This is a genomic window from Kitasatospora sp. NPDC042419 (assembly GCF_056437345.1).
Genome location: NZ_JBWKAW010000006.1, coordinates 25,352 through 47,899 on the forward strand (window position 1 = coordinate 25,352; position 22,548 = coordinate 47,899).

Sequence of the window (22,548 nt, forward strand, 5' to 3'; positions counted from 1 at the left end):
GTGCCGCCTGGGGCGGCTCCCGCCCTGCCGCGCTCCCTCCCCTGCTCCGCGTGCCTGCCGGCTCAGTGCCGGTGCTCCTCGCCCTGGGTGGCGGGAGCCGGGGCGGTGGGAGCCGGGGTGGCGGGAGCTGTCGGTGCGGCGGCGGCGGTCGGTGCCGGGGCGGCGGTCGCACCCGCGCCGTCGGCGGCCGGGAGGGTGAACGCGGCCGTGTGGACGGTGTCCCGGTGCTTGAAGTCCAGGAAGAGCCGGTACTCGCCGCCGCTCGGTGCGCTGGTGGTGAACGCGATGCCGGGCCGGTCGGCGGCGCCGTCGGGGTGGACGTGCAGGTAGGCGAGGTCCCCGGCGCGCAGCGCGACGAGGTGGCCGGCCGCGCCGAGGTACGGCTGGAGGTCGGTGACGGGCGCGCCGTCGCGGCTCACGGCGAAGGTGAGCCGCGAGTCCCGCCCGGGCGTGAGGTCTCCGTCCAGGGTGACGGTGTAGCCGTCGACGGTGACGCTGCGCCCGGTCGGCGGCAGCGGGGCCGGCCGCAGCTCGCCGGCGGCGTGCAGGTCGGCGCCGAGGGTGAGGCCCTCGGCGGCGCCGGCCGGGGTGAAGTCGGCGAAGACCCGGTACGCACCGGCCGCGGGCAGGGTGACGGGTGCGCTCCAGGTGCCGTCGGCGGCGCGGGCGGGGTGCAGGTGCAGGAATGAGGAGAGGTCGCGTGCGGCGACGATCAGGTGCAGCTCCTTCTCGTGTGCCGGGCGGTACTCGGTGACCGGTCGGCCGTCGGCGCCGAGCACGCGGAACCGCAGGTCGGTGGGGGTGCCGGTGGTGACGAAGGGGTTCTCCAGGCTGAGGGTGTAGCCGCGCTCGGAGATCTGGAGGCCGCCGGGCGCCCGGTCACCGGCTGCCGGGGTCGGCGTCGGGGTCGGGGTCGGCGTCGGAGTCGCGGCCGGGGTCGGGTGCGGGGCCGGGGGCGCGGGCTCCGTGGGTGCGGCGGTCGCGTGCCCCGGGTGGGGGCCCTGGGCTGCCGCGGCCGGACGCGGCTGGGGCGCGCCGTCGCCGGTGGCGTGGCCGACGCCGTACGCGGCGCCGAAGACGGTGGTCACGCCGGTCACGAAGGCGGCGATCTTCAGGGCGGTGTTCATGGCGGGCTCCTCGGGGGTGTGGCGGGCGGACGGCGACGGCCGACCGGGGCGGCCGGTGGGGCGGCCCGTGGTCGAGCCGGTCCTCCGACGTCTTCGACGCCTGCATTAGATACCCCCTAGGGGTATGAATCAAGAGGGGTCGAGAGCTTGCGGCTGATACCCCCCGTAGGTATAAAGGAATCACCGCCGACCGATACCCCCACTGGGTATCGGCGACCGATACCACCGGAGGAACCCCATGTGCTGCTCCACCGAAGGCACCTGCTCGACCGGCGCCGCCACCGCCACCGTCGCGATCGACAAGGCGCCCGTTGCCACCGTCTACGCGGTCGCCGGGATGACCTGCGGCCACTGCGAGCAGGCGGTCGGCAAGGCGGTCGCCGCGCTTCCCGGCGTCACGGCCGTCCGCGTCGACGTCCCGGCCGGCCTGGTGACCGTCTCGGCCGAGACCGAGGTGGACGACGAGGCCCTGCGCGCCGCCGTCGACGACGCGGGCTACGAGCTGACCGGCCGGGTCTGACCCCGCGCACGTCCCGCGGCCGGGGGCGGGGCAACCCCCCTGGGGTATGAGGCGCCCCCGGCCGGCCGCCCGGCCGACCACCGCCCGGTCCCGCCCTCACCCCCGATCGACGGCGACGCCGACCGGCGACCACACCGTTTGACGACCACACCGCTCGGCGACCACACCGCTCGACGCGCGCACACACCGCTCCACGACCACGAGGAGAGCCCAGATGACCACCCAGGCCCCCGCCTCCACCGCGGTGGAACTCCGGATCGGCGGCATGACGTGTGCGTCGTGCGCCGCCCGGATCGAGAAGAAGCTCAACCGGATGGACGGCGTCACCGCCACCGTCAACTACGCCACCGAGAAGGCCCGGGTGACCGTCGAGGGCCCCGGCGTCGCGGTCGCCGACCTGATCGCCACCGTGGAGGCCACCGGCTACACCGCCGTCCTGCCCCGCCCCGCCGGCACCGAGCCGCGGCCCGACGGGACGACGGGCGGGGCGCCCGGTGGGGCGGGCGACGAGCCGGCCGGCCGGGCCGAGGAGGCGGACGAACTCGAACCGCTGCGCCGGCGCCTGGTCACCGCGCTCGCGCTGGCCGTTCCGGTGATCGCCATGGCGATGGTCCCGGCCCTCCAGTTCGACAACTGGCAGTGGCTCTCGCTCACCCTCGCCGCGCCCGTCGTCACCTACGCGGCCTGGCCCTTCCACCGCGCCGCCTGGACCAACGCCCGGCACGGCGCCGCCACCATGGACACCCTGGTCTCGCTCGGCACGGGCGCCGCGTTCCTCTGGTCGCTCTGGGCCCTGTTCTTCGGCCACGCGGGAATGCCCGGCATGCGGCACGGCTTCGAGTTCACCATCGCCCGCAGCGACGGTTCGTCGAACATCTACCTGGAGGCCGCCGCCGGGGTCACCGCCTTCATCCTGGCGGGCCGCTACTTCGAGGCCCGGTCCAAGCGTTCCGCGGGGGCCGCGCTCAAGGCGCTGCTGGAGCTGGGCGCCAAGGACGTCACCGTGCTGCGCGACGGCGTCGAGGTCCGCGTCCCGACCGCCGGGCTGACGGCCGGTGAGCGGTTCGTGGTCCGCCCGGGCGAGAAGATCGCCACCGACGGGGTGGTGGTCGAGGGCGCCTCCGCGGTGGACGCCTCGATGCTGACCGGCGAGTCGGTGCCGGTGGAGGTCGCGGTCGGCGACGCCGTCACGGGCGCCACCGTCAACGCCGGCGGCCGGTTGGTGGTCGAGGCGACCCGGGTCGGCGCCGACACCCAGCTGGCCCGGATGGCCCGGCTGGTCGAGGACGCGCAGAACGGCAAGGCCGCCGCCCAGCGGCTCGCCGACCGGATCTCCGCCGTCTTCGTGCCGATCGTGATCGCCCTGGCGCTGGCCACCCTCGGCTACTGGCTCGGCACCGGTGAGGGCTGGACCGCCGCCTTCACCGCCGCCGTCGCCGTGCTGATCATCGCCTGCCCGTGCGCCCTCGGCCTGGCCACCCCGACCGCCCTGCTGGTCGGCACCGGGCGCGGCGCCCAGCTCGGCATCCTGATCAAGGGGCCCGAGGTGCTCGAATCCACCCGCCGGGTCGACACCGTCGTGCTGGACAAGACCGGCACCGTCACCACCGGCCGGATGACCCTGCTCGCCGTCCACACCGCGGCCGGGACCGGGGAGGACGAGGCGTTGCGGCTGGCCGGTTCGCTGGAGCACGCCTCCGAGCACCCGATCGCCGCCGCCGTCGCCGCCGCGGCCGCCGAGCGGGTCGGCCCGCTGCCCGCCGTCGAGGGCTTCGAGAACGTGCCGGGGCTCGGGGTGCAGGGGGTCGTGGACGGCCACGCGGTGGTCGCGGGCCGGGAGGCGCTGCTGGCCGAATGGGCGCAGTACCTGCCGCCCGCGCTCGCCGAGGCGAAGCGCGCCGCCGAGGCGGCCGGGCGGACCGCCGTCGCGGTCGGCTGGGACGGTGCGGCGCGGGCCGTCCTGGAGGTCGCCGACGCGGTCAAGCCGACCAGCGCCGAGGCGGTCGCCCGGCTGCGGTCGCTCGGTCTGCGGCCCGTCCTGCTCACCGGGGACAACCGGGCGGTCGCGGAGGCGGTCGCCGCCGAGGTCGGCATCGCGGCGGAGGACGTGATCGCCGAGGTGCTCCCGCAGGACAAGGTGGCCGTCGTCCAGCGGCTCCAGGCCGAGGGCCGGGTCGTCGCCATGGTCGGCGACGGGGTCAACGACGCCGCCGCGCTCGCCCGGGCCGACCTCGGCCTGGCGATGGGGACCGGCACCGACGCGGCCATCGAGGCGAGCGACCTGACCCTGGTCCGGGGCGACCTGCGCTCGGCGGCCGACGCGATCCGGCTCTCCCGCCGGACCCTGGGCACCATCAAGGGGAACCTGTTCTGGGCGTTCGGCTACAACGTGGCGGCGCTCCCGCTGGCCGCGGCCGGTCTGCTCAACCCGATGATCGCGGGTGCGGCGATGGCCTTCTCCTCGGTCTTCGTGGTCGGCAACAGCCTCCGGCTCCGCACCTTCCGCTGACCCGGTCGGGCCTGCGGCCCGGCCCCGGACGCCCCGGCCCCGGCACCCCGGCCCGCCCGGCCCGCCGACTCCGCCGCCGGTCCCTTCGCGCCGGAACCACCCGGTTCCGGCGCGAAGGGGCCGGCGGCCGTCCGTGACTGGCCCGACGAGGGGACTCCGCCGGAGACGTTCCCGCTGGTGGCGGCCCTGGTCGCATAGCCTGCGCCTTGCCGTCGCCCCGGCGGCACGCGACTTCGGGGACGTGGACAGGAGTGCAGGTGGCTTCGTCGGGTGCGGGTGAGGCGGGCGACTCGGGTGCGGGGCGCGCCGTGCCGGGAAGGGCGGGAGCGCCGGGGAGGCCAGGGACGCCGGGGACGCCGGGGGCACCGCCGTCGGCCCGGCAGCGGTTCCGGTCCTGGATGCTGGAGGGGCTCGCCGACCGGGCCAAGCAGCACCCCGGCCCGCACGCCCAGCTCCCCGTCGAGCAGGGCCGCCGCTGGTGGCGCGTGATGTGCCTGACCGGCCTCGACTACTTCTCCACCCTCGGCTACCAGCCGGGCATCGCCGCCCTCGCGGCCGGTCTGCTCTCCCCGGTCGCGACCGTCGTGCTGGTCGCCGTCACCCTCTTCGGCGCACTGCCCGTCTACCGCCGGGTGGCCCGGGAGAGCCCCCACGGCGAGGGGTCGATCGCGATGCTGGAGCGGCTGCTGTCGTTCTGGCAGGGCAAGCTCTTCGTGCTCGCCCTGCTCGGCTTCGCGGCCACCGACTTCATGATCACCATCACGCTGTCCGCCGCCGACGCCACCGCCCACATGGTCGAGAACCCGCACCTGACCAGCACGCTCGCCGACCGGCAGGTGCTGGTCACGCTGGTCCTGGTCGCCCTGCTCGGCGGCGTCTTCCTGAAGGGCTTCAGCGAGGCGATCGGGCTGGCCGTCGTCCTCGTCGGCGTCTACCTCGCGCTCAACGTGGTCGTCGTGGTCAACGGCCTCTACCACGTCGTCGAGTCCCCGCACCTGGTGACCGACTGGGCGGACGCGCTCACCGCCGAGCACGGCAACGTGGTCGCGATGGTCGGCGTCGCGCTGATCACCTTCCCCAAACTGGCGCTCGGCCTCTCCGGCTTCGAGACCGGCGTCGCCGTCATGCCGCACATCGAGGGAGACCCGGACGACACCGAGGAGCGCCCCACCGGCCGGATCCGCGGCGCCCGCAAGCTGCTCACCACGGCGGCGCTGATCATGAGCGTCTTCCTGATCACCACCAGCTTCATCACCACCCTGCTGATCCCGGAGGAGGCCTTCGAACCGGGCGGCGAGGCCAACGGCCGCGCGCTCGCCTACCTCGCGCACGAGAACCTGGGCAGCGCCTTCGGCACCGTCTACGACCTCTCGACGATCCTCATCCTCTGGTTCGCCGGCGCCTCCGCGATGGCCGGCATGCTCAACCTGCTGCCCCGCTACCTGCCCCGGTACGGCATGGCCCCGCACTGGGCGCGCGCCGTCCGCCCGATGGTGATCGTGCTGACCCTGATCGCCTTCCTGGTGACGTGGATCTTCGACGCGAGCGTGGACGCCCAGGGTGGCGCGTACGCGACCGGCGTGCTGGTGCTGATCAGCTCCGCCGCCATCGCCGTCACCATCGCCGCCCACGCCGCCCGCGAGCGCGGCTGGACCATCGGGTTCGCGGTGATCGCGGCGGTCTTCGTCTACACCACGGCGCTCAACATCGCCGAGCGGCCCGACGGCGTGAAGATCGGCGCGTGCTTCATCGCCGCGATCGTGCTGGTCTCGCTGCTCTCCCGGCTCAAGCGCGCCTTCGAACTCCGGGTCACCGACGTCGTCCTCGACGAGGCCGCCGAACGCTTCGTCCGCGACTACACCCACCGCCCGATGCGGCTGATCGCCAACGAGCCGCACTCCCGGGACCTCACGGAGTACCAGGAGAAGAAGCGGCAGATCCGCACCGACAACGACATCCCCGCCGAGGACGACCTGGTCTTCGTCGAGGTGACGGTCCGTGACCCGTCCGAGTTCGAGTCCGTGCTCACCGTCCACGGCGAGGTGCTGCACGACCGCTACCGGGTGCTCACCCTGGAGAGCTCCAGCGTGCCCAACGCGCTGGCCGCCCTGCTGCTCACCGCCCGGGACCGGACCGGGCAGCAGCCGCACATCTACTTCGAGTGGACCGAGGGCAACCCGTTCGCGCAGTTCCTCCGGTTCTTCCTGTTCGGGCAGGGCGAGGTCGCGCCGGTCACCCGGGAGGTGCTGCGGGAGGCCGAGCCCGACCGCTCCCGGCGCCCGCGCGTCCACGTCGGCTGACGTTCCCGACGGTCGGCGTTCACGTCGGCCGGCGTTCACGTCGGCCGGCGTTCCCGGCGCCGCCGCGGGGCTGCGGGCCCGTCCGGCGGACCGACGGCCGGGACGTGCGCGGGTCTTGTGCCGACGGGTTGTCAGGTGCATAGCATGGCGGATCACCGGCCCTCCCCCCTCAGAGGAGCAACTCCCGTGCGCAACCGAAGGTTCGGCTCGATCGTCCTCACCGGAGCCCTGGCCCTCGCGGCCCTCGGGGCCGTCCCGGCCGCAAGCTCCGCCGCCGAGCCGGGCGCCGGCGCGCGCCACCGGGTCGAGGTCTTCGGCGAGGACGGCCCCGCCGGCCACACCACCGTCCCCGACGCCTCCCCGTACCTCGCCGAGGCCCGGCCGGGCCTGCTGCCCGCCGCCGGGGACGGCGAGGTCACCCCGATCCTCCGCAACGGCCCGACGGCCGGCAAGCTCGACGTGGTCGTCATCGGCGACGGCTACACCGCCGCCGAACAGGAGAAGTTCCGGGCCGACGCCGCCGCCAAGTGGCAGGAGACGAGCGCCGTCGAGCCGTACGCGACCTACCGCGGCCTCTTCAACGTCTGGGCCGTCGCCACCGTCTCCACCGAGTCCGGCATCACCGGGGACCCGGACCGCGCCACCGTGCGCAACACCGCGCTGGGCTCCTACTTCTGGTGCGAGGACATCGAGCGCCTGCTCTGCGTCGACACCGGGGCGGTCGAGAAGTACGCCGCGAAGGCGCCGCAGGCCGACCTCGTCCTCGTCGTCGCCAACACCGCCAAGTACGGCGGCGCCGGCTACAACGTGGCGTCCCCGCTCGGCTACGACGGCATCGCCACCGTCGCCGGGAGCAACGCCAAGTCCGGGCAGATCGCCGTCCACGAGACCGGCCACTCGCTGGGCAAGCTCGCCGACGAGTACTTCTACGAGGGCTCCGACACCTACCCGGCCGAGGAGGGGGAGCCGGGCGAGCCCAACATCAGCACGTACCCCGCCGACCGGCTCGCCCGCGAACACGCCAAGTGGTACCGCTGGCTCGGCCGGACCTCGCCCGACGGGGGCGTCGTCGGCGCCTACGAGGGCGGCGGGTACTACCCCAAGGGGCTCTACCGGCCCACCGAGAACTCGATCATGCGGTCGCTCGGCCGCGAGTTCAACCTGCCCGGCCGCGAGGCGATGATCGCCGGCTTCTACCGGCACGCCGTCCCGCTCACCAGCCCCACCCCCGCCGGCACCCCGCTCACCCGGGCCGACCGGCTCACCCTCGACCTCCCGGTCGCCGGCACCACCGTCCGCTGGACCCTGGACGGCCGCGAGCTGCCGCAGCTGCGCGGCCGCACCGCCGTCAACCTCGCCACCGTCCCGCTCCCCGGCCCGCGCGGCCGCGTCCACACCCTCACCGCCACCGCCACCGACCCGACGCCCGCCGTCATCGACCCCGCCCTGCGGACGAAGCTCACCGCCACCCTCTCCTGGCCGGTCACCCGCTGACCCCGTGACGCCCGGGACCGCTCCCGCACAGGAAGTCGGACCGGCCGACTTCCTGCGCGGGGGCAGCGGACAGCGGGTGGGGGTCAGGCTGCCGCGATCACGCACTCGTCGATGGCGGTGACGGTGGTGAAGCCGAGGCGGCGGTAGAGGGGGAGCGCGGTCCGGTGGTCGGCGCGGACGTTGAGGCCGATGTGGTCGGCGGTCCGCGACAGGACCTCGCAGAGGCGGGTGGTGCAGGCGGCGGCCAGGCCCCGGCCGCGGAACTCCGGGTGGGTGGTGACGTTGCCGATCACCGCGACCCGGTGGACGGGCGAGTGGGCGTGCACGCCGGCGGCCGCGACGAGCAGGCCGTCCGCGTCCCGGACACCGACGTACGGGCCGCTCGTCAGCATCCGCTCGTCGAACCAGTTGCCGGGGTAGCCGGCGGCGAACAGGGCGAGCAGGTCCGCCAGATCGGCCGCGCCGAGCGGTTCGACCTGCCAGGCGCCGCTCCCGGAGCCGCTCCCGGAGCCGAGGGCGGTGCGGTCGGTGAGCGCCATCCGCAGCATCGCCGTCCGGTGCTCGACGCGGAAATCGGGCGCGAGCGCCTCCGTCCCGCTGCCGGTCAGGTGGGCCAGGAACCGGCCGGGCAGCACCGGCCGCATCGCCCGCAGCAGCTCCGCGAGCTGCCCGTCCCGCTCCGGCCGGGCGAGACCGAGCAGGGTCGGCAGCTCACCGACCCCGTACAGCAGCGCGACCGGGCCCTCCGGGGCACTCTCCGGGCCGTCCGCGAGGGCGTACCAGGTGGTGTGCTGCCAGAACGGGTCGTCGAGGTCACCGAGCTCGAAGAGGTGCAGCTCCGGGTCGTGGCGGAACCGGGCGGCGAGCGCCTCGCGGTCGTGCAGGCGGGTCAGCGGGTGCGGCATCGTGGACATCCGCCGAGCCTACGCGCCCGGGGCGGCCCGCCGTCCGCCCGTTCCCCACCGCCCGCCCCCGCAGGCCGCCCCCGCCGACCGCGCGGCCCGGGGTGGCCGGGAGGTCCCGTGGCGGGCACCGGCGGACCACGACCTCAGACGCCGGGCAGCGGCTCCTCCCGTACGGGCGGCGCGGGCGGCGCCGGATCGAGCACCGCCCGGAGGCGGCCGATGTCCTGCCGCCAGTCCGGGCCCTCTTCGGTCTCGTCCCAGAGCTCGGCGAGTTCCGACTCCTCGGAGACGACCCGGTCCAAGGCGTCGACGGCCAGCGGCCGGAGGTCCGCCGCGAACACCGGCAGCGCCTCGTCGGGGCCGTAGCTCGTACTGACCGGCTCACCGCCCGGGCACTGCGCTGCCACGAGGGCCGCCGCGGCCACGGCCACCACCGCCTCGTCGCAGTCGAGGTAGTCCTCGGCGCCGGTGCCGGCCGTACGGGCCAGGGCGCGGCGGACGAGCTCCTCCCGTCCGCCCGCCGGGGTCTCGTCCAGGTCGCCGGAGAAGTCCGCGGCCGTGTCGTTCTCGAAGGGACCGATGCCCCAGGTGCCCATGACGGCCTCCTCGTGTCGTTCGGGAGGATCCTGCCACCGGCCACTGACAGTCAGGCCCGGCCCCGGCCTGCGGCCCCGGTCCCGGGCCTGCGTCGGAGGCCCGGTCGGCCCGTCAGCCCGGTCGGCCCGTCGGTCCGTCAGCCCGCCGACATCGACGGGACCGTGCCGACCGTGCCGACCGGCCCGAGCAGCGTCCGAAGCCGCCCCGGCGGCAGGCCGGCGCTGCGCCCGACCACCCGGGTGAGGTGCGCCTGGTCGGCGAAGCCCAGCTCCTGGGCCAGCACCGACAGCCGGGTCTCGCCCTCGGTCAGCCGCTCCAGGGCCAGGGTGACCCGCAGTCGGTTGCGGTAGCGGGCGAGGCCCTCGCCCGTCGCGGCCCGGAAGATCCGACTGAGGTGGTACGGCGAGCAGCCGACCACCCGCCCGAGCTGGTCCAGGCCCAGCCCGAGGTCGGCCGCCAGCGCGGCACGCGCGGCGTCCACCACCCGGCGCCGGTCCGCGTCCCGGACCGGCCGGCCGCTCGCCACCCGCGCCGGGGCCAGTGCCGCCAGCACCTCTGCGGCCAACGTCAGTGCGCGCTCGGCGAGTTCGAAGGAGTCGGCGCCGTCCCGGGCGCGGGCGGTCAGCAGCCGCTGCGCCAGCGCCGTCCGCGGTGTGGTGAACACCAGGCCCTGCGGAACCTCCGGGTCGCCGCCCAGCAGTGCCGCCACCTGCGGCTCCGAGAGCACCAGTTCGGTGTAGGCGTCGCCGCCGCACGGGTGCGCGAACTGCTGCTCGCTGCCCATCCGTTCGACGTAGACGCTGGCCGGGTCGAGCAGCTGCTCGACGCCGTCGATCCGGCCCCGGAACAGCCCCCGGCGCACCATCACCAGGCCGAACACGGTGGCCGGCCGCAACTCCGTCCAGCCGTGCGGGGGGTCCTGGCAGTGCACGTCGGCGACGTACAGGTCGTCGCCGTTCAGCAGGCAGGTGCGGTCGACCGGCATGCGCCGCACCCTACTCGCGCGGGGGGCGGCTGTCGCCGGTTGCGCGGGCGCGGGCGGATCGCGCAAGAAACGACAAGCCGCGGGGCGGGCGGCGGCGGGAGCCTTGGTCCTGCCGGCGCCCCGGACGGGGGTCAGGGCGCCGGCCCGCCCCGCGCGGTCGTTCCCGTCCCGTCCCGCCCGCCGTGCCCCGCCCGCCGTGCCCAGCCCGCCGCGCCCTGCCCCGCACGCCCGCCCCGCACGCCCGCCCTGCCCCGCACGCCCGCCCTGCTCGTCCGCCCGGAGTTCCGAGGAGTACCGGTGAACGATCTGTCCGACCGTCCCGCCCGCCGCCAGGTGCTGCGCGGCGCCCTCGCCGTCGCCGGCACGGCGGCCCTCCTGCCGCTCACCGGTCCGCCCGCGCACGCCGCGGAGCCGTCCGCCCGGGGCGGGACGGCTGTCCGCAGGCTCGGCCGGTACGAGGTGCTGGCCCTGCTGGACGCGCACGGCCCGTTCCCCGGCACCCGCCAGGCCGCCTTCCCGGACGCCTCGCCCGCCGACTGGGAGCGGGCCCGGGACATCGACCCGGCGGCCTTCGGACCGGGAGACACCTGGGAGCTGGACTTCCGCTGCTTCGCCGTCCGCCGGCCCGGCGGCCGGGTCACGCTGGTCGACACCGGGGTCGGACCGGTCGGCAGCCCGGCATCGGGCTGGGCGCCCGTCCCCGGCCGGCTGCCCCGGGCCCTGGCCGCCGCGGGGATCGAGCCGGCGGACGTCGAGGCGGTGGTCCTGACCCACCTGCACGAGGACCACTACGGCTGGTCGGTCATGCCCGACGGCGTGCCGGTCTTCCCGAACGCCCGGTACGTGGTGCAGCGCGCCGAGATCGCCGCGCTCGCCCCGACCCGGACGGCGATGACGTACGTCGTGGAGCCGTTGCGCCGGGCCGGTCTGCTGCAGGAGGCGGACGGCCGGACGGTGCTCGCCGGCGGTGGCTCCGGCGGTGGCTCCGGCAGGGGCAGGGGCGGGGGCCGTCCCGGCGGCGCCGTCGCCCTGCTGCCCACGCCCGGGCACACCCCGGGCCACCAGTCGGTGCTGGTCGAGGGCGGTGGCGAGCGGCTGCTGGTCACCGGGGACGTGCTGGTCCACGCCGTCCAGCTGGCGGTCCCGGCGGTGCGCTACGCCTTCGAGGCGGATCCGGCTACGGCCCGCCGTAGCCGCGAGCGGCTCCTCGACGACGCCCGCCGCACCGGAGCCGTCCTCGCCACCGCGCACCTGAACCGCCCGTTCGTCCGGCCGTGGGTTGACGGGCGGAACCCCTCTGCCTAATCTCTTCCTTAGAGAAGATAAATCCTTGAGGAAGTAACTTCCTTCAGGGAACTGTCACGGGAGGGGACCCATGAACACCGACATCCGCACCGGCGCCGGTACCGACACCCAGGCCGGTCGTGCCGAGGCCGCCGACCGGGCCGGCATCCGCGCCCTGCTGGAGCGCGCCCGCGAGGCGTGGGACCGCGGCGACGGGACGGCCTACGGAGAGCTGTTCACCGCCGACGCGACCGACGTCACCTACGTCGGCACCGTCTACCACGGCGGTCCGGAGATCGGGCGCGCCCACCAGGCGCTCTTCGAGAGCTTCCTCAAGGGCACCCGGCTGGCGCTGGAGGTCGCCGAGATCCGCTTCTACGGACCCGACACGGCCGTGGCGGTCACCGTCGGGGACACCTACAAGGGCCGCCCGGGCAGGCTCGGCAAGGTCGCCACCTACACCCTGGTCCGCGAGCGGACGAGCGGTGCGGTGGGAGGGGGTGGGGCGGCGGACGGTACGTCTGCCTGGCGGATCGCCGCCGTCCAGAAGACCGGGCACCGGCGGCTGATGGAGGCGGTCTCCTTCGCCGCCCAGCCGGCCACCCGCCCGGCCCGCCGTCAGGCCTCGCAGCCTGCGGCGGCCTGACGGCGGGCCGGGCGGGTGGGGTAGGGGATCGGCGCCGCCGTGGTGGATCGCCGCCCTCGCCCTGTCGCCCGGGGCGGGAGGGCGTGCGGCGCCGTACCCGGCGGCCGGGGGCACTGACCGTAGGCACCCAGGAAGACGTCGACGGCGGAGTCCGCGACGGTGTCCGGGCCGGCGTCGGGGCGGTACGCGAGCGGTCCGGTGAGCAGGGAGGGGAAGTGCTCGGCGGCGAGCTCCGGGTCGCACGGGCCCAGGCGGCCGGCGAGGGCGGAGCGTACGCGCAGGGCGGTGCGCTCGTGCACACTCGTCGCCGGGTCGGGGAACTGTACGGCCTGGGCGGAGGTCAACTGCCGCACGGCGCAGGCGTCCTCGCTGCTGAACGACCGCAGCAGGCCGCGGGCCGCGGCCGTGGGCGGGGCGCGCGGATCGCCGTCCCGGGCGGCCCCGCGAGGCTGCTCGACGACGGCGAGATCATGGGCGCCGACCCGGTCGGAGGCGGCCCCGACGGCCCCGACGGCCTCGACGGCCCCGACGGCCTCGCGGTGGAGGCTCTCCTTGTCGTCGAGGTGACGGTAGAGACGGTCGGCTTGGCGACACCCGACTCCTGCGCGTAGCTACGCCGTGCGAACACCGCGAACGCGCCGTCCAGGATCGCCTGACGCCGCTCGATCCGTCCACGAGCCTTGCGCCCGGCCCCGGTTGACACTTCCGAACCCATGGGTTCAGTCCAGTGTCGAACCAATCGGAGCGGATTTTCGAACCAGCCGGTTCAGTCGAATCGAATGGGGGAGACGGCGTGATCGTCCATGTGCGGCGCTTTGCGTTCAAGGGGACCGCGATGCGGCGCGCCGCTTCCGTCGAGTCGGTGTCGCTCTCGACGGTGGGTCAGGACCGCGGTGATCCCGGCGACGCTTCACGGGGAGCCATGCCTACTGCGTGGGCATCGCCGACCCGCCGGCCCTGCGGCGCTCCATGTACGACCCGGTTCGCCCGGCCGGTGACCCGCAGATCATGCAACCATCCGGCCGGGACCGCCATCGGACCGGACCTGTCCGACGACATGACGCCGACGCCGGCCCGCGAGACCCTCGCCCTGCACGAGGAGAAGGTTGCGCTCCACCCGGAGACCCGGAGTGGGCCGCCGAGCTCGGACCACTGCCGGCGGCCTGAGCCGCCCCCGGTCAGCCGTCCGCGGGTCCGGCAGGGGGGTCGGTCGGCCGGTCAGGCCGGCGGGCCCGGTGGGTCGTCGTGGTTCCGTGCCGCCGTGACCACCACCGCGGTGAACCGCATCGTGAAGGTGCCGCCCAGCGCGTCGATGACGGCTCCGGTGCCCGCCAGCAGTGCTTCGAGCCCGGCCGGCGGGATCCGGCCGGCGTCACCGCCGGTGCGGAGCTGGTCGAGCCACTCGTCCCGGCCGTAGGCCCGTTCCCAGTCGAAGTGCCACTGCTCCGGCTCGCCGAACGCGCCGGTCCGCCGCATTCCGTCGGCGGCCTTGGCGAACAGGGGCGAGTACCCCTCGATCGGGGGCCTGGCCCAGGGGTTGAGCGGCGCGTCGGGCAGGACCCGGCGGTGGACCTCGGAGAAGGCCGCCGCCGTCTCGGGGGAGGGGCGGAAGACGTTCCAGAACGCGGCCAGCCGACCGCCGGGCCGCAGGACCTCGGCGGCCTTGGCCGCTCCCGCGACGGGCTCGATCCAGTGCCAGGTCTGGCCGGCCGTCACGGTGTCGAAGGTGCGGCCGGCCGCGTTCCAGGCCTCGAAGGTGGCGACCTCGACGTCGAGGCCGCGACGTCGGGCGAAGGCGGCCATCCGGGCGTCGGGGTCGACGCCGAGCACCTGGCAGCCGGCGGCCCGGAACGACCGGGCCGCTATGCCGGTGCCGATGCCGACGTCCAGCAGGTCGAGGCCGGGGCTTGCGGCGATGACCGCCTCCGCCAGGGCGTCGGGGTAGCGGGGCCGGGCGCGGTCGTAGCGTTCGGCGTCCGTGCCGAACGACTCCGCCGCCCGGCGGTGTCGATGCGACTCACCCTCGGGGAACGGTAAAGTGGGCATGTGCCCACTATGAGTGGGCACATGCCCACTCGTCAATCGGGTGGGTCCGGACGGACCGAAGGGGGCGGCGAACCGTGCCGACAGGGGTAGCCATCCGCGACGTGCGGGAGCAGCTGTTCGACGCCGCCGAGTCCGTCCTGCTCCGGGACGGCCCGAGCGCGCTGACCAGCCGGGCGGTCACCACGGAGGCGGGCTGCGCCAAGGGCGTCCTGCACCGGCACTTCGCCGACTTCGACGGCTTCCTCGCCGAACTCGTCCTGGACCGCGTCGCCCGGATCGAGGGCAGCGGCGCCGCCCTCCGCGACCTCGCCGGCACCGGCACCGTCGCCGACAACCTCACCGGCGCGCTCGCCGACCTGTTCGGCTCGGTCGCCGTCGCGATCGTCGGCCTCGTCACCTCCCGGGACGAACTGCGGGCCCGGCTCCGGCTGGCCCGGCCGACCGGCGTTCCCGTCCTGACGGACGCCGCCGCCGTGATCGCCGCCTACCTCGCCGCCGAGCGCGGACTGGGCCGCATCGCGGCGGACGCCGACGTCGACACGCTCGCTCCCACGCTGATCGGGGCCGCGCACATGCTGTTCGCCGACCGGACGGGCGCCGCACCGGAGAACGGAGCCGTCCACAGGACCGTGACCACGGTCCTGGCCGGCACCGTCCGGGGCTGAGGCCACGACCGGTCCGGGGCCGAGCGGTCCGGGGCCGGTCGTCCGGGTGGGTGGCGGTCCGCGACCGGGCCGGTTGGGGTCGGGGCCGGCGCAGGACCCGGCGCGCCGGCCGTCCGGCGGGGGTGGGGGCCCCGGGCAGCGGAAACGGCCGGCGCCCCGGGGGAGGGGCGCCGGCCGTGTGCCGGGCGTCAGAGCGGCAGGACGAGTTCCTGGCCGGGCTGGATCAGGTCCGGGTCGTTGCCGAGTGCGGCGCGGTTCCGCTCGTACAGGGCCGGCCAGCCGCCGGGGAGTCGGAGCAGGTCGGCGATGGTGTCGAGGGTGTCGTCGTCGCGCACCGTCCAGGTGGCGGGCCGGTCGGCCGGGGGCGGTCCGGCGGACGTCGCGGCGGTTCCGGCGTCCGCGTCGGCGCCGGGGCCGGAATCGGTAGCGGGGGCGGAGCCGAGGTCGGCACCGGACGCGGCGCCGGTGTCGGACACGGCGGAGTCCGTGGGGTCGGCGGAACCGGCCGGCTCGGCGGAGTCCGAGGAGGTGGGGGCGGAGGCGGGGGCGGGCTCGGTCTTGGCGGCGACGGGCGGGCGCTGGCCGTCGCGCCCGGCCCGGGCCCCGCAGACCGGCCACGGGGCGAGGCCGCGCTTCCCGGCGAGGTGGTGGGCCACGGCGATCTGCTCCTCGCGGGTGGCCAGGTCGGCGCGGGGCGCGTAGGCGAGGCCGCCGTTCTCCCGCCAGGTCGGCTGGTCGAACTGGAGGCCGCCGTAGTAGCCGTTGCCGGTGTTGATGTGCCAGTTCCCGCCGCTCTCGCAGGCCGCCACGCGGTCCCAGTCGATGCCGGCCCCCCGGTTCGCGCTCGTTGCGCCTCCCGGACCCGGTGGTGCGGCGTGCGCCGCTGGGGCGGCGAGGACGGCGGCCAGGGTGCACACGGCGGTGGGAAGCAGGCGGCGCAGCTGCGCGGTGGGGGGCATCGGCGGCTCTCAGGTCCGGGGACAGGGGGCGCACGCCGCTGGGGAGCGGCGCGTTCCCACCGACGCACGCCGGGGCCGCCACGGCGTCGCCGACACGTCGGGCGGGTCACCCGACCGGCTCTGCGCCGCCACTCGACCGGCCGTCCTTTCGCCCGCCCCGGTCGGGTCGCCGGAGCCGTCCGTGGCAGGTGGTGCGGCGTGGCGGTGACCGGTGGGTCACCTTTGTGCGAACGTCCGGGCGGACGGGAGGGGCCCGGCGGTGTCGTCTCCGGGCATGCGACGGCCCTCCGGCGCGAACGCCGGAGGGCCGGGGGAAGGCGGTCGCCGAACGGGCGGCGATGGCCGGTCGGGCGACCGGGTCGAACGAACGGCCAGGGCCGAACGGGCGAAGGGACCGGCCGAACGGCCAGGGCCGGACGAGCGACGCGAAGCAGTCGGACGGAGGGGCGACGGGAACGGGCGGAGCGCCGTCCGGTCAGCGGGCCTGGCCGCGCTGGGCGGCAGCCTCGGCCTTCTGCCGCTGCTTCTCCTCCTTCTCGTGCTTCTCCTTGACCCGCACGGTCTCGCGGCGAACCTCGGCCTGGATGGTGCGCTCGCGCTGCAGCCAGTCCGGGTTCTCCTCGCGCAGGGCGTCGATCTGCTCGGTGGTGAGTGCGTCGGTGACGCCGCCGCGGGCCAGGCCCGAGACGGAGACGCCGAGCCGGTTGGCCACCACGGAACGCGGGTGCGGGCCGTTGCGGCGCAGGTCCTGGAGCCACTGCGGGGGCTCGGTCTGCAGGGCGCTGAGCTCCTCGCGGGAGATCACGCCCGACTGGAAGTCGGCAGGGGTGGCGCCGAGGTAGACCCCGAGCTTCTTCGCCGCCGTCGCCGGCTTCATGGTCTGCGTGGTCTTCTGCTTGAGCGATGTCATGGTCACCAGGGTAAGCGAGCGGAGGGCACCGCCTTTCACGGTCGGTAGCCTTACCCGGGTGACAGAGATGCAGGTGACACCCTCGTTCCGGCTGGCGTACGTCCCGGGCGTGACGCCCGGCAAGTGGGCGCGCGTCTGGGCGGACCGGCTGCCGGACGTCCCGCTCGCCCTGGTCGCGGTGGACGCGGCCGAGGCCGAGCCGACGCTGCGGACCGGCGGGGCGGACGCCGGACTGGTGCGGCTGCCGGTCGACCGGACCGGCCTCAGCGCCATTCCGTTGTACACCGAGGTGACGGTCGTGGTGTTCCCGAAGGACCACTGGCTGGCGGCCGCGGAGGAGGTGGCGCTCGGCGACCTGGCCGACGAGGTGGTCTTCCACCCGCTGGACGACACCCTCGGCTGGGAGGAGCTGCCCGGGCGCCCGGCCATCGAGCGGCCCGCGACGACGGCGGACGCGATCGAGCTGGTGGCGGCCGGGGTGGGCGTGCTGCTCGTCCCGCAGTCGCTGGCCCGGCTGCACCACCGCCGGGACCTCACCTTCCGGCCCATGACGGACGCGCCCCAGTCCCGGGTGGCGCTGTCGTGGCCGGAGGAGCAGACCACCGACCTGGTGGAGGAGTTCATCGGGATCGTGCGGGGCCGGACGGTCAACAGCTCGCGCGGCCGTGGCCAGGCCGCCGCTCCCGCCGCCGCGCCCGCGAAGCAGCCGTCCGGCGGGGGCAAGGCCGCCGGAGGCAGGGCCGGCGGCGGGAAGTCCGGAGGTGGGAAGCCCGGTGCGGGCAGGACCGGCGCCAAGACGGCCGGGAACCGGGCCGGCGGCGGGCGTCCGCGCGGTGGCTCCGGCGGGGCGTCCGGCGGCGGTGCCGGGGCGGCCCGGCGCGGCCGGCCGAAGCGCAAGGGCTGAGAAGCGCGAGGGCTGAGCATTGGGGCTGAGAAGCGCTGGGGCTGAGCACAAGGGCTGAGCGCTGACGTCTTTGCAAAGTCTCCCACTTTGCAAAGTGGGAGACTTTGCAAAGCCCCGCCGGGTCCGCGACGCCGGGCGCTCCCGGCCTTCCGGCCGGGAGGCGCCCCACCTGGACGCACGCCCGAATCGCCCAAGTAGAGCCCAACGAGTACGGCCCAGTACGAGGACGATCCGGGCGCACGCCCGGCCGGGCGCGAAGCGGGGGTACCTCCCGGCCGGAGGCCGGGGGAGCCGGGGCCTGGTCCGACGCGGCTTTGCAAACACGCGTGGGCCTGATGCGTCGGGGCGGAGGGGTGGAGGGACGGAAGGGCTGAGCGGTCGGGGCGGGAGGGCCGAATGCAGGAGCCGAGCCGCCGGGTCGGCCTGTCGGGGGTGGGCGGTGGGGGCCGGAGGTGAGGGCTGCCGGAACAGGGGTGGCCCCGCCGACGCCGGCCCGGCGAGGCCACCCCTGCCCTGACCGTGGCGCCTCAGCTCTCCGCGGAGGGCGGTGTGTCCCGGTACGGTGCCCGTGGCTGCGGCACGCCGTGGTGTTCCCGGGCGTCGAGCCGTGGGGCCGCCGTGGCGGGCGCGTCCGGGGTGGGGTGCCAGACGCCGGTCAGCTCGACCCAGCTGTCGGTGGCCGGGGTCGGCCCGTCGGCGTGCACCAGGACGCGCAGCCGCCGGGCGTCGGCGGCGCAGCAGCTGGCGACGAGCCGGTTGAGGTACCACTCGCCGGGGGCGGCGCCGGCGGTCACGAACCCGGTCAGCCGGACGGGGCGGTCGGCCAGCCCCCGCTGAGGGTCGCGGCTGCGGGCGATGAACTCGCCCAGGCCCATCGCCGTCGGCACGGACACCGCCGCCGGTGCGGCCGGCCGGTCGGGGAGCGAGGCGTAGGCGGCGGTGTCGACGGCGGCGTCCGTGCCCTCGCGGGAGGCGGTGAACGAGCCGAGCGCGGGCGGGGTGAAGCAGAGCAGCAGCACGGCGGGCACGGTGAGCAGCCAGGCCACCCGGGGCCCGTGCTCATGGCTGTGGTCGTGTCCCGATCCGTGCCCGGTGTCGCCCTCACCGTCGTGGTCGTGGCCGGCGGGTGCGGCCGGCCGGTGCCACTGGGCGTTGCCCTCCGCGTCCCGGCGGAACTCCAGGACGGGCTCCCGCCGCCCCTCGGTCAGCCGGACCGCCGTTCCCGCGATGCCGAGCGCGAGCAGGATGAGGCCGGTGGCGACGAGCGGGATCCGCAGTTCCTCCTTGACGTACTGGAGGAAGACGTCGCTGCCCACGGTGATCCGCAGCACGGCGGTGCCGACCAGGGCGAGAAGCAGGGACGGTGCGAGTGCCAGGACCCGGGCTCGCAGCGTGCGGGCGGCGGCGTTCACCTCCGTCCTCCCCGGGCGTCCGGCCCTCCGGGCCGGGGCTGGAGGGCAACCCGGGGGTGGAGGGCAACCGGGGGATGAAGAACAGTGCGGGGCTGAAGGGCGGCGCCGGCCGGCGCCGGGAGGCGGTGCAGCGGGCTGCGGGGGTGTCGGCGCGGGCCGGGGCCGGTGCGGCCCGGTGGGGCGATGGTGTGCACCTTCGGTACTCCTGTCGGATCTGGCCGGTGCCGCGCCGGCCCGCCACGACGGGCCGGCGCGCTTCTCCGGCGCGGGCGGGCTGGGTGTTCGCGGACGGGCCGGGTGTTCACGGTGGGCGGGTGGGCGGGCGGGTCCGGTGTGCGGTCGACGGGCCGCCGACCGCACACCGGACCCCGCGCGGGGCGTCGGTACCGGGGCGGCGCCGGTGCCGTGGGGCGGGCCCGGCGCCACCCGGGTCAGAGCAGGACCGCCCCGGTCACGAGGCTGGCGACGACGGCGACCACGAAGGTCGCGGAGGAGAAGCGCACGGCGAAGGCGCGGCCGAAGGAGCCCGACTGCAGGGCGATCAGCTTGAGGTCGACCATCGGGCCGACGACCATGAACGCGAGCCGGGCGGTCGGGGAGAAGCCGGTGAGCGAGGCGGCGACGAAGGCGTCCGCCTCCGAGCAGACGGCCAGGACGACGGCCAGCACCGCGAGGGCCGGGACGCCCAGCCAGGGGGAGTCCGAGAAGGTGCGCAGCACGGACGGCGGGACGAGCACGTTGAAGGTGGCGGCCGCCGCCGCGCCGACCACCAGGAAGCCGCCGGCGTGCAGGAAGTCGTGCTGGAGGCCGCGCCGGAACTCGTCGAGCGGGTTGCGGCCGGCGCCGCGCTCGGCCGGTCCCTTGGGCAGGCGCAGCCAGTCGGGGCGGCCGAAGGCCACCCAGAGCCAGCCCATGACGAGCGCGGTGCCGAGTGAGGCCGCCAGTCGGGCGAGGACCATCTCGGGGGCGTCGGGGAAGGCGATGGCGGTGGACACCAGGACGACCGGGTTGACGGCGGGCGCGGACAGCAGGAACGCGAGGGCGGCGGCCGGCGCCACCCCGCGCCGCATCAGGCTCCCGGCCACCGGGACGGACGCGCACTCGCAGCCGGGCAGGACGGCGCCCGCCACCCCGGCGACCGGGACGGCCAGTGCGGGGTTGCGGGGCAGCAGCCGGGCGAAGACCCGGGCCGGGACGAAGGCGCCGATCGCCGCGGAGACGACGGTGCCGAGCACCAGGAACGGCAGTCCCTGCACCACGATGGCCACCAGCAGGGTCCGCCAGGCGCGGACGCCGCCGGAGTCCCACGTCCAGGCCAGCACCGGGGCGGTGACCGCCGCGACGACCAGCGCTCCGGTCAGCAGGCCGGTGCCCCGGCGCGGTGGCGAGGTCGCCGCCTGCGGTGCCGGGGCCTTCCGGACGCTGCCGAGACTCGTCTCCACCACGGTGACCGCCCCTCAGCCCGCTCGCCGCGGGGTGCGCGGCAAGTCCTGTCTGCTCACCGTCATGTGGCGAGCCCGGAGGCAGAGTAGCGTTGATAATCACTTTCATCTAGGGCTTCACCCGGCGGCGGTCCTCCGGTAGTGTCCCGTTCGCGGAGGGGCTCCTCCGGGAAGCCGGCGGGGCGTCAACCTGCTGTGCCCGGTTGCCGGTTGGGCCGTCGGGACGACGGCTTTCCGGCGGGTGCGCCGGTCAGTCGGACCGACGGGCGGCCAAGGTGTTCAGCAGGGCGGCGCCCCGCTCGGCGTCGTCCACGCTGACCGCGAACTCGACGCCCCGGCGCGGGCGGACCACCAGGCACTCGCCGCGCCGCAGCATCACCGTCGTGCCCAGGCCGCTCAGCCGGTAGCCCCAGCCGCCCACCTGGGCCGGGGTGCGCTCCTCGGCCCGGGCGGCCGCGACGTCCGCCGGCGACCAGTGCCGGGCCGGCCAGCCGAACGGGCCGAACGCCACGTCCAGACCCCGCTCGGTCACCCGGGCCTGCACCGAGGAGCAGCCGGCCACCGTGACCGCGACCACCGCCAGCGGGGCGGACAGCGCCCACCCCGGGCCGCCCAGTCCGCCGAGTGCTGCGGCCAGCGCGGCCCCTGCCGCGCCCAGCCCGAAGGCGCCGGCGAGCAGGCCCAGCCACGGGTTGACCGTCCGGGAGAGCCAGACCGCCCGCTGCCCGTCCGGCAGGTCGAGCGTCGGCCCGTCGGTCGCCGTCACCGGCCGGGGCCCCGGGCCGCCCCGGCGGGCGAGCCACCAGCCCAGCAGGCCGGTCGCGACCGCCGCCGCCAGGGCCACCGCCACCTCCAGACCCAGCGGGCGCGCGTGCTGCCAGTCCGGGCGGTCCAGGTTGGCGCGCACGATCGCGGCCTGTGCGCCGAGCAGCATGGCGCCGCCGAAGCCCAGGCCGGCGCCCGTCCAGGTCCGGGCCGGCTCCCCGGCCCGCCACCGGGCGACCGCCGCCGCGGCGACCAGGGCCAGCCAGCAGAGCGCGGGGGCGACGGCGGCCGCCACCAGGGACGTCGAGTCGTCGGGCGCTGTGCCGTTCCAGTGCGTGGCCAGCGGGTCCGGCAGTCGACCGCGCGCCGCCCAGGGCAGCGCGAGCAGCAGCACCGCGACCGCGCCGGCCCCGGCCGCCGCTGCGGCGACGGTCGCCCGGCTCCCGGCTCCGCGCCTCCCGCCGTTCGCGCGGTCCGAGTCGTCCGAGCCGCTCCCGCCGTTCGCGCCGCCGCTCATTCCAGCCCCCTGATCATCTCGACGAGCTCCTCCCTGCTGTAGCCGGCATGTGCCGCGTCCGCGACCAGGCGCCGTACCGCGTCGAGCAGTTCGGAGCGCCGGTCGGCTCCCCGGGCGACCGTGATCCCGCGTCCGCGGCGGAACTCCAGCACGCCCTCGTCGCGCAGCACCCGCAGGGCGCGCAGCACGGTGTTGGCATTGACGCCCAGCGCCCGCGCCAGCTCCCGTGCGGGAGGCAGGCGCTCCCCGGCCGCGCACTCGCCCTCGGCGACGGCGCGGCGGATGGCCCCCGCGACCTGTTCGTGCAGCGGGCGGGAGTCCCCGGCGTCCAGCTTCAGCAACATGGTGCTAGTGACAGTAGCACCATCCGGGGAAGGTGAGCCGGGGCTCCGACCGCGCGCCGGACCGCGCCGCAGCCCGCCCGCGGGGCCCGCCCGCGCCGTTCCCCGCGCCGTTGCCTGCGCCGTTCTTCCGAGCCGTCCCCCCGCCCCGATCCGCCCGGAAGTCGCCGACGGGCGGCCGCCGACGTACGTTCGAAGTGTCCGCACGGGGAAGGCACCG

Annotated in this window: 21 protein-coding genes; 9 read left to right on the plus strand and 12 right to left on the minus strand. The window is 76.0% G+C overall.

Features of this window, described 5'->3' with window-relative positions; translation table 11 throughout:
- Window positions 1-62: 62 nt before the first annotated feature.
- Window positions 63-1,127, minus strand: coding sequence for a hypothetical protein (locus AC067J_RS14535; protein ID WP_478299035.1), 1,065 nt, complete (start codon window positions 1,125-1,127; stop codon window positions 63-65).
- 238 nt (window positions 1,128-1,365) lie between these two features.
- On the opposite strand from AC067J_RS14535, the gene AC067J_RS14540 reads away from it, so the two are divergent.
- The 4 genes from AC067J_RS14540 (at window position 1,366) to AC067J_RS14555 (ending at window position 7,950) form a co-directional block, all read left to right on the plus strand.
- A complete protein-coding gene (locus AC067J_RS14540) occupies window positions 1,366-1,647 on the plus strand; it encodes a heavy-metal-associated domain-containing protein (RefSeq protein ID WP_478299036.1) in 282 nt (93 codons plus the stop codon).
- A 214-nt stretch (window positions 1,648-1,861) separates the two neighbouring features.
- On the plus strand, window positions 1,862-4,156 hold the full coding sequence (locus tag AC067J_RS14545; protein WP_478299038.1) for a heavy metal translocating P-type ATPase: 2,295 nt from the start codon (window positions 1,862-1,864) through the stop codon (window positions 4,154-4,156).
- A gap of 398 nt (window positions 4,157-4,554) precedes the next feature.
- Window positions 4,555-6,456, plus strand: a complete 1,902-nt coding sequence (locus tag AC067J_RS14550; RefSeq protein WP_478299040.1) for an APC family permease — start codon at window positions 4,555-4,557, stop codon at window positions 6,454-6,456.
- Between the two features lie 186 nt (window positions 6,457-6,642).
- The gene (locus AC067J_RS14555) at window positions 6,643-7,950 is read left to right on the plus strand and encodes a M64 family metallopeptidase (protein WP_478299042.1); all 1,308 of its coding nucleotides are present in this window, start codon (window positions 6,643-6,645) and stop codon (window positions 7,948-7,950) included.
- Between the two features lie 83 nt (window positions 7,951-8,033).
- Here AC067J_RS14555 and AC067J_RS14560 read toward each other — a convergent pair whose 3' ends face one another.
- From AC067J_RS14560 to AC067J_RS14570, 3 genes are all read right to left on the minus strand, one after another.
- Window positions 8,034-8,864 carry a GNAT family N-acetyltransferase gene (locus tag AC067J_RS14560; RefSeq protein ID WP_478299043.1) on the minus strand — a complete coding sequence of 277 codons (831 nt, stop codon included), beginning with the start codon at window positions 8,862-8,864 and terminating at the stop codon, window positions 8,034-8,036.
- A gap of 134 nt (window positions 8,865-8,998) precedes the next feature.
- Window positions 8,999-9,451, minus strand: coding sequence for a DUF4259 domain-containing protein (locus tag AC067J_RS14565; protein WP_478299044.1), 453 nt, complete (start codon window positions 9,449-9,451; stop codon window positions 8,999-9,001).
- A 137-nt stretch (window positions 9,452-9,588) separates the two neighbouring features.
- A complete protein-coding gene (locus AC067J_RS14570; RefSeq protein ID WP_478299045.1) occupies window positions 9,589-10,437 on the minus strand; it encodes a helix-turn-helix transcriptional regulator in 849 nt (282 codons plus the stop codon).
- 297 nt (window positions 10,438-10,734) lie between these two features.
- On the opposite strand from AC067J_RS14570, the gene AC067J_RS14575 reads away from it, so the two are divergent.
- Together AC067J_RS14575 and AC067J_RS14580 are read left to right on the plus strand one after the other, a co-directional pair.
- Window positions 10,735-11,742 (plus strand): MBL fold metallo-hydrolase, encoded by a 1,008-nt coding sequence (locus AC067J_RS14575; RefSeq protein WP_478299046.1) that lies wholly within the window; start codon window positions 10,735-10,737, stop codon window positions 11,740-11,742.
- Between the two features lie 70 nt (window positions 11,743-11,812).
- Entirely contained in the window at window positions 11,813-12,367 is a 555-nt protein-coding gene (locus AC067J_RS14580) for an SgcJ/EcaC family oxidoreductase (RefSeq protein ID WP_478299047.1), read from the plus strand.
- On the opposite strand, the gene AC067J_RS14585 is transcribed toward AC067J_RS14580, so the two are convergent.
- Window positions 12,340-12,720 carry a TetR/AcrR family transcriptional regulator C-terminal domain-containing protein gene (locus tag AC067J_RS14585; protein ID WP_478299049.1) on the minus strand — a complete coding sequence of 127 codons (381 nt, stop codon included), beginning with the start codon at window positions 12,718-12,720 and terminating at the stop codon, window positions 12,340-12,342. The two genes, AC067J_RS14580 and AC067J_RS14585, sit on opposite strands and share 28 nt — an antisense overlap.
- On the opposite strand from AC067J_RS14585, the gene AC067J_RS14590 reads away from it, so the two are divergent.
- Window positions 12,661-12,978 (plus strand): hypothetical protein, encoded by a 318-nt coding sequence (locus AC067J_RS14590; protein WP_478299558.1) that lies wholly within the window; start codon window positions 12,661-12,663, stop codon window positions 12,976-12,978. The two genes, AC067J_RS14585 and AC067J_RS14590, sit on opposite strands and share 60 nt — an antisense overlap.
- Window positions 12,979-13,585: 607 nt before the next feature.
- Here the strand turns inward: AC067J_RS14590 and AC067J_RS14595 are convergent.
- Window positions 13,586-14,413: a class I SAM-dependent methyltransferase gene (locus tag AC067J_RS14595; RefSeq protein ID WP_478299051.1), complete on the minus strand. Its 828-nt coding sequence runs from the start codon at window positions 14,411-14,413 to the stop codon at window positions 13,586-13,588.
- Between the two features lie 74 nt (window positions 14,414-14,487).
- On the opposite strand from AC067J_RS14595, the gene AC067J_RS14600 reads away from it, so the two are divergent.
- Entirely contained in the window at window positions 14,488-15,078 is a 591-nt protein-coding gene (locus AC067J_RS14600) for a TetR/AcrR family transcriptional regulator (RefSeq protein ID WP_478299052.1), read from the plus strand.
- A gap of 188 nt (window positions 15,079-15,266) precedes the next feature.
- Here AC067J_RS14600 and AC067J_RS14605 read toward each other — a convergent pair whose 3' ends face one another.
- Window positions 15,267-16,037: a transglycosylase family protein gene (locus AC067J_RS14605; protein WP_478299054.1), complete on the minus strand. Its 771-nt coding sequence runs from the start codon at window positions 16,035-16,037 to the stop codon at window positions 15,267-15,269.
- A gap of 475 nt (window positions 16,038-16,512) precedes the next feature.
- Window positions 16,513-16,947, minus strand: a complete 435-nt coding sequence (locus AC067J_RS14610; RefSeq protein ID WP_478299056.1) for a DUF5997 family protein — start codon at window positions 16,945-16,947, stop codon at window positions 16,513-16,515.
- A gap of 58 nt (window positions 16,948-17,005) precedes the next feature.
- Here AC067J_RS14610 and AC067J_RS14615 point away from each other — a divergent pair, with 58 nt between their 5' ends.
- A complete protein-coding gene (locus tag AC067J_RS14615) occupies window positions 17,006-17,851 on the plus strand; it encodes a LysR family substrate-binding domain-containing protein (protein WP_478299058.1) in 846 nt (281 codons plus the stop codon).
- Window positions 17,852-18,378: 527 nt separating this feature from the next.
- Here the strand turns inward: AC067J_RS14615 and AC067J_RS14620 are convergent.
- The 4 genes from AC067J_RS14620 to AC067J_RS14635 all read right to left on the minus strand — a co-directional run bounded on the left by AC067J_RS14620 (window position 18,379) and on the right by AC067J_RS14635 (window position 22,331).
- Entirely contained in the window at window positions 18,379-19,263 is an 885-nt protein-coding gene (locus AC067J_RS14620) for a TIGR03943 family putative permease subunit (RefSeq protein WP_478299060.1), read from the minus strand.
- 431 nt (window positions 19,264-19,694) lie between these two features.
- Window positions 19,695-20,708 (minus strand): permease, encoded by a 1,014-nt coding sequence (locus tag AC067J_RS14625; protein ID WP_478299062.1) that lies wholly within the window; start codon window positions 20,706-20,708, stop codon window positions 19,695-19,697.
- Window positions 20,709-20,955: 247 nt separating this feature from the next.
- Window positions 20,956-21,987 carry a DUF1648 domain-containing protein gene (locus tag AC067J_RS14630; protein WP_478299064.1) on the minus strand — a complete coding sequence of 344 codons (1,032 nt, stop codon included), beginning with the start codon at window positions 21,985-21,987 and terminating at the stop codon, window positions 20,956-20,958.
- Complete coding sequence (locus AC067J_RS14635) at window positions 21,984-22,331, minus strand: GntR family transcriptional regulator (protein ID WP_478299066.1); 348 nt, start codon at window positions 22,329-22,331, stop codon at window positions 21,984-21,986. The genes AC067J_RS14630 and AC067J_RS14635 overlap by 4 nt, the downstream gene beginning before the upstream one ends.
- Between the last annotated feature and the right edge of the window lie 217 nt (window positions 22,332-22,548).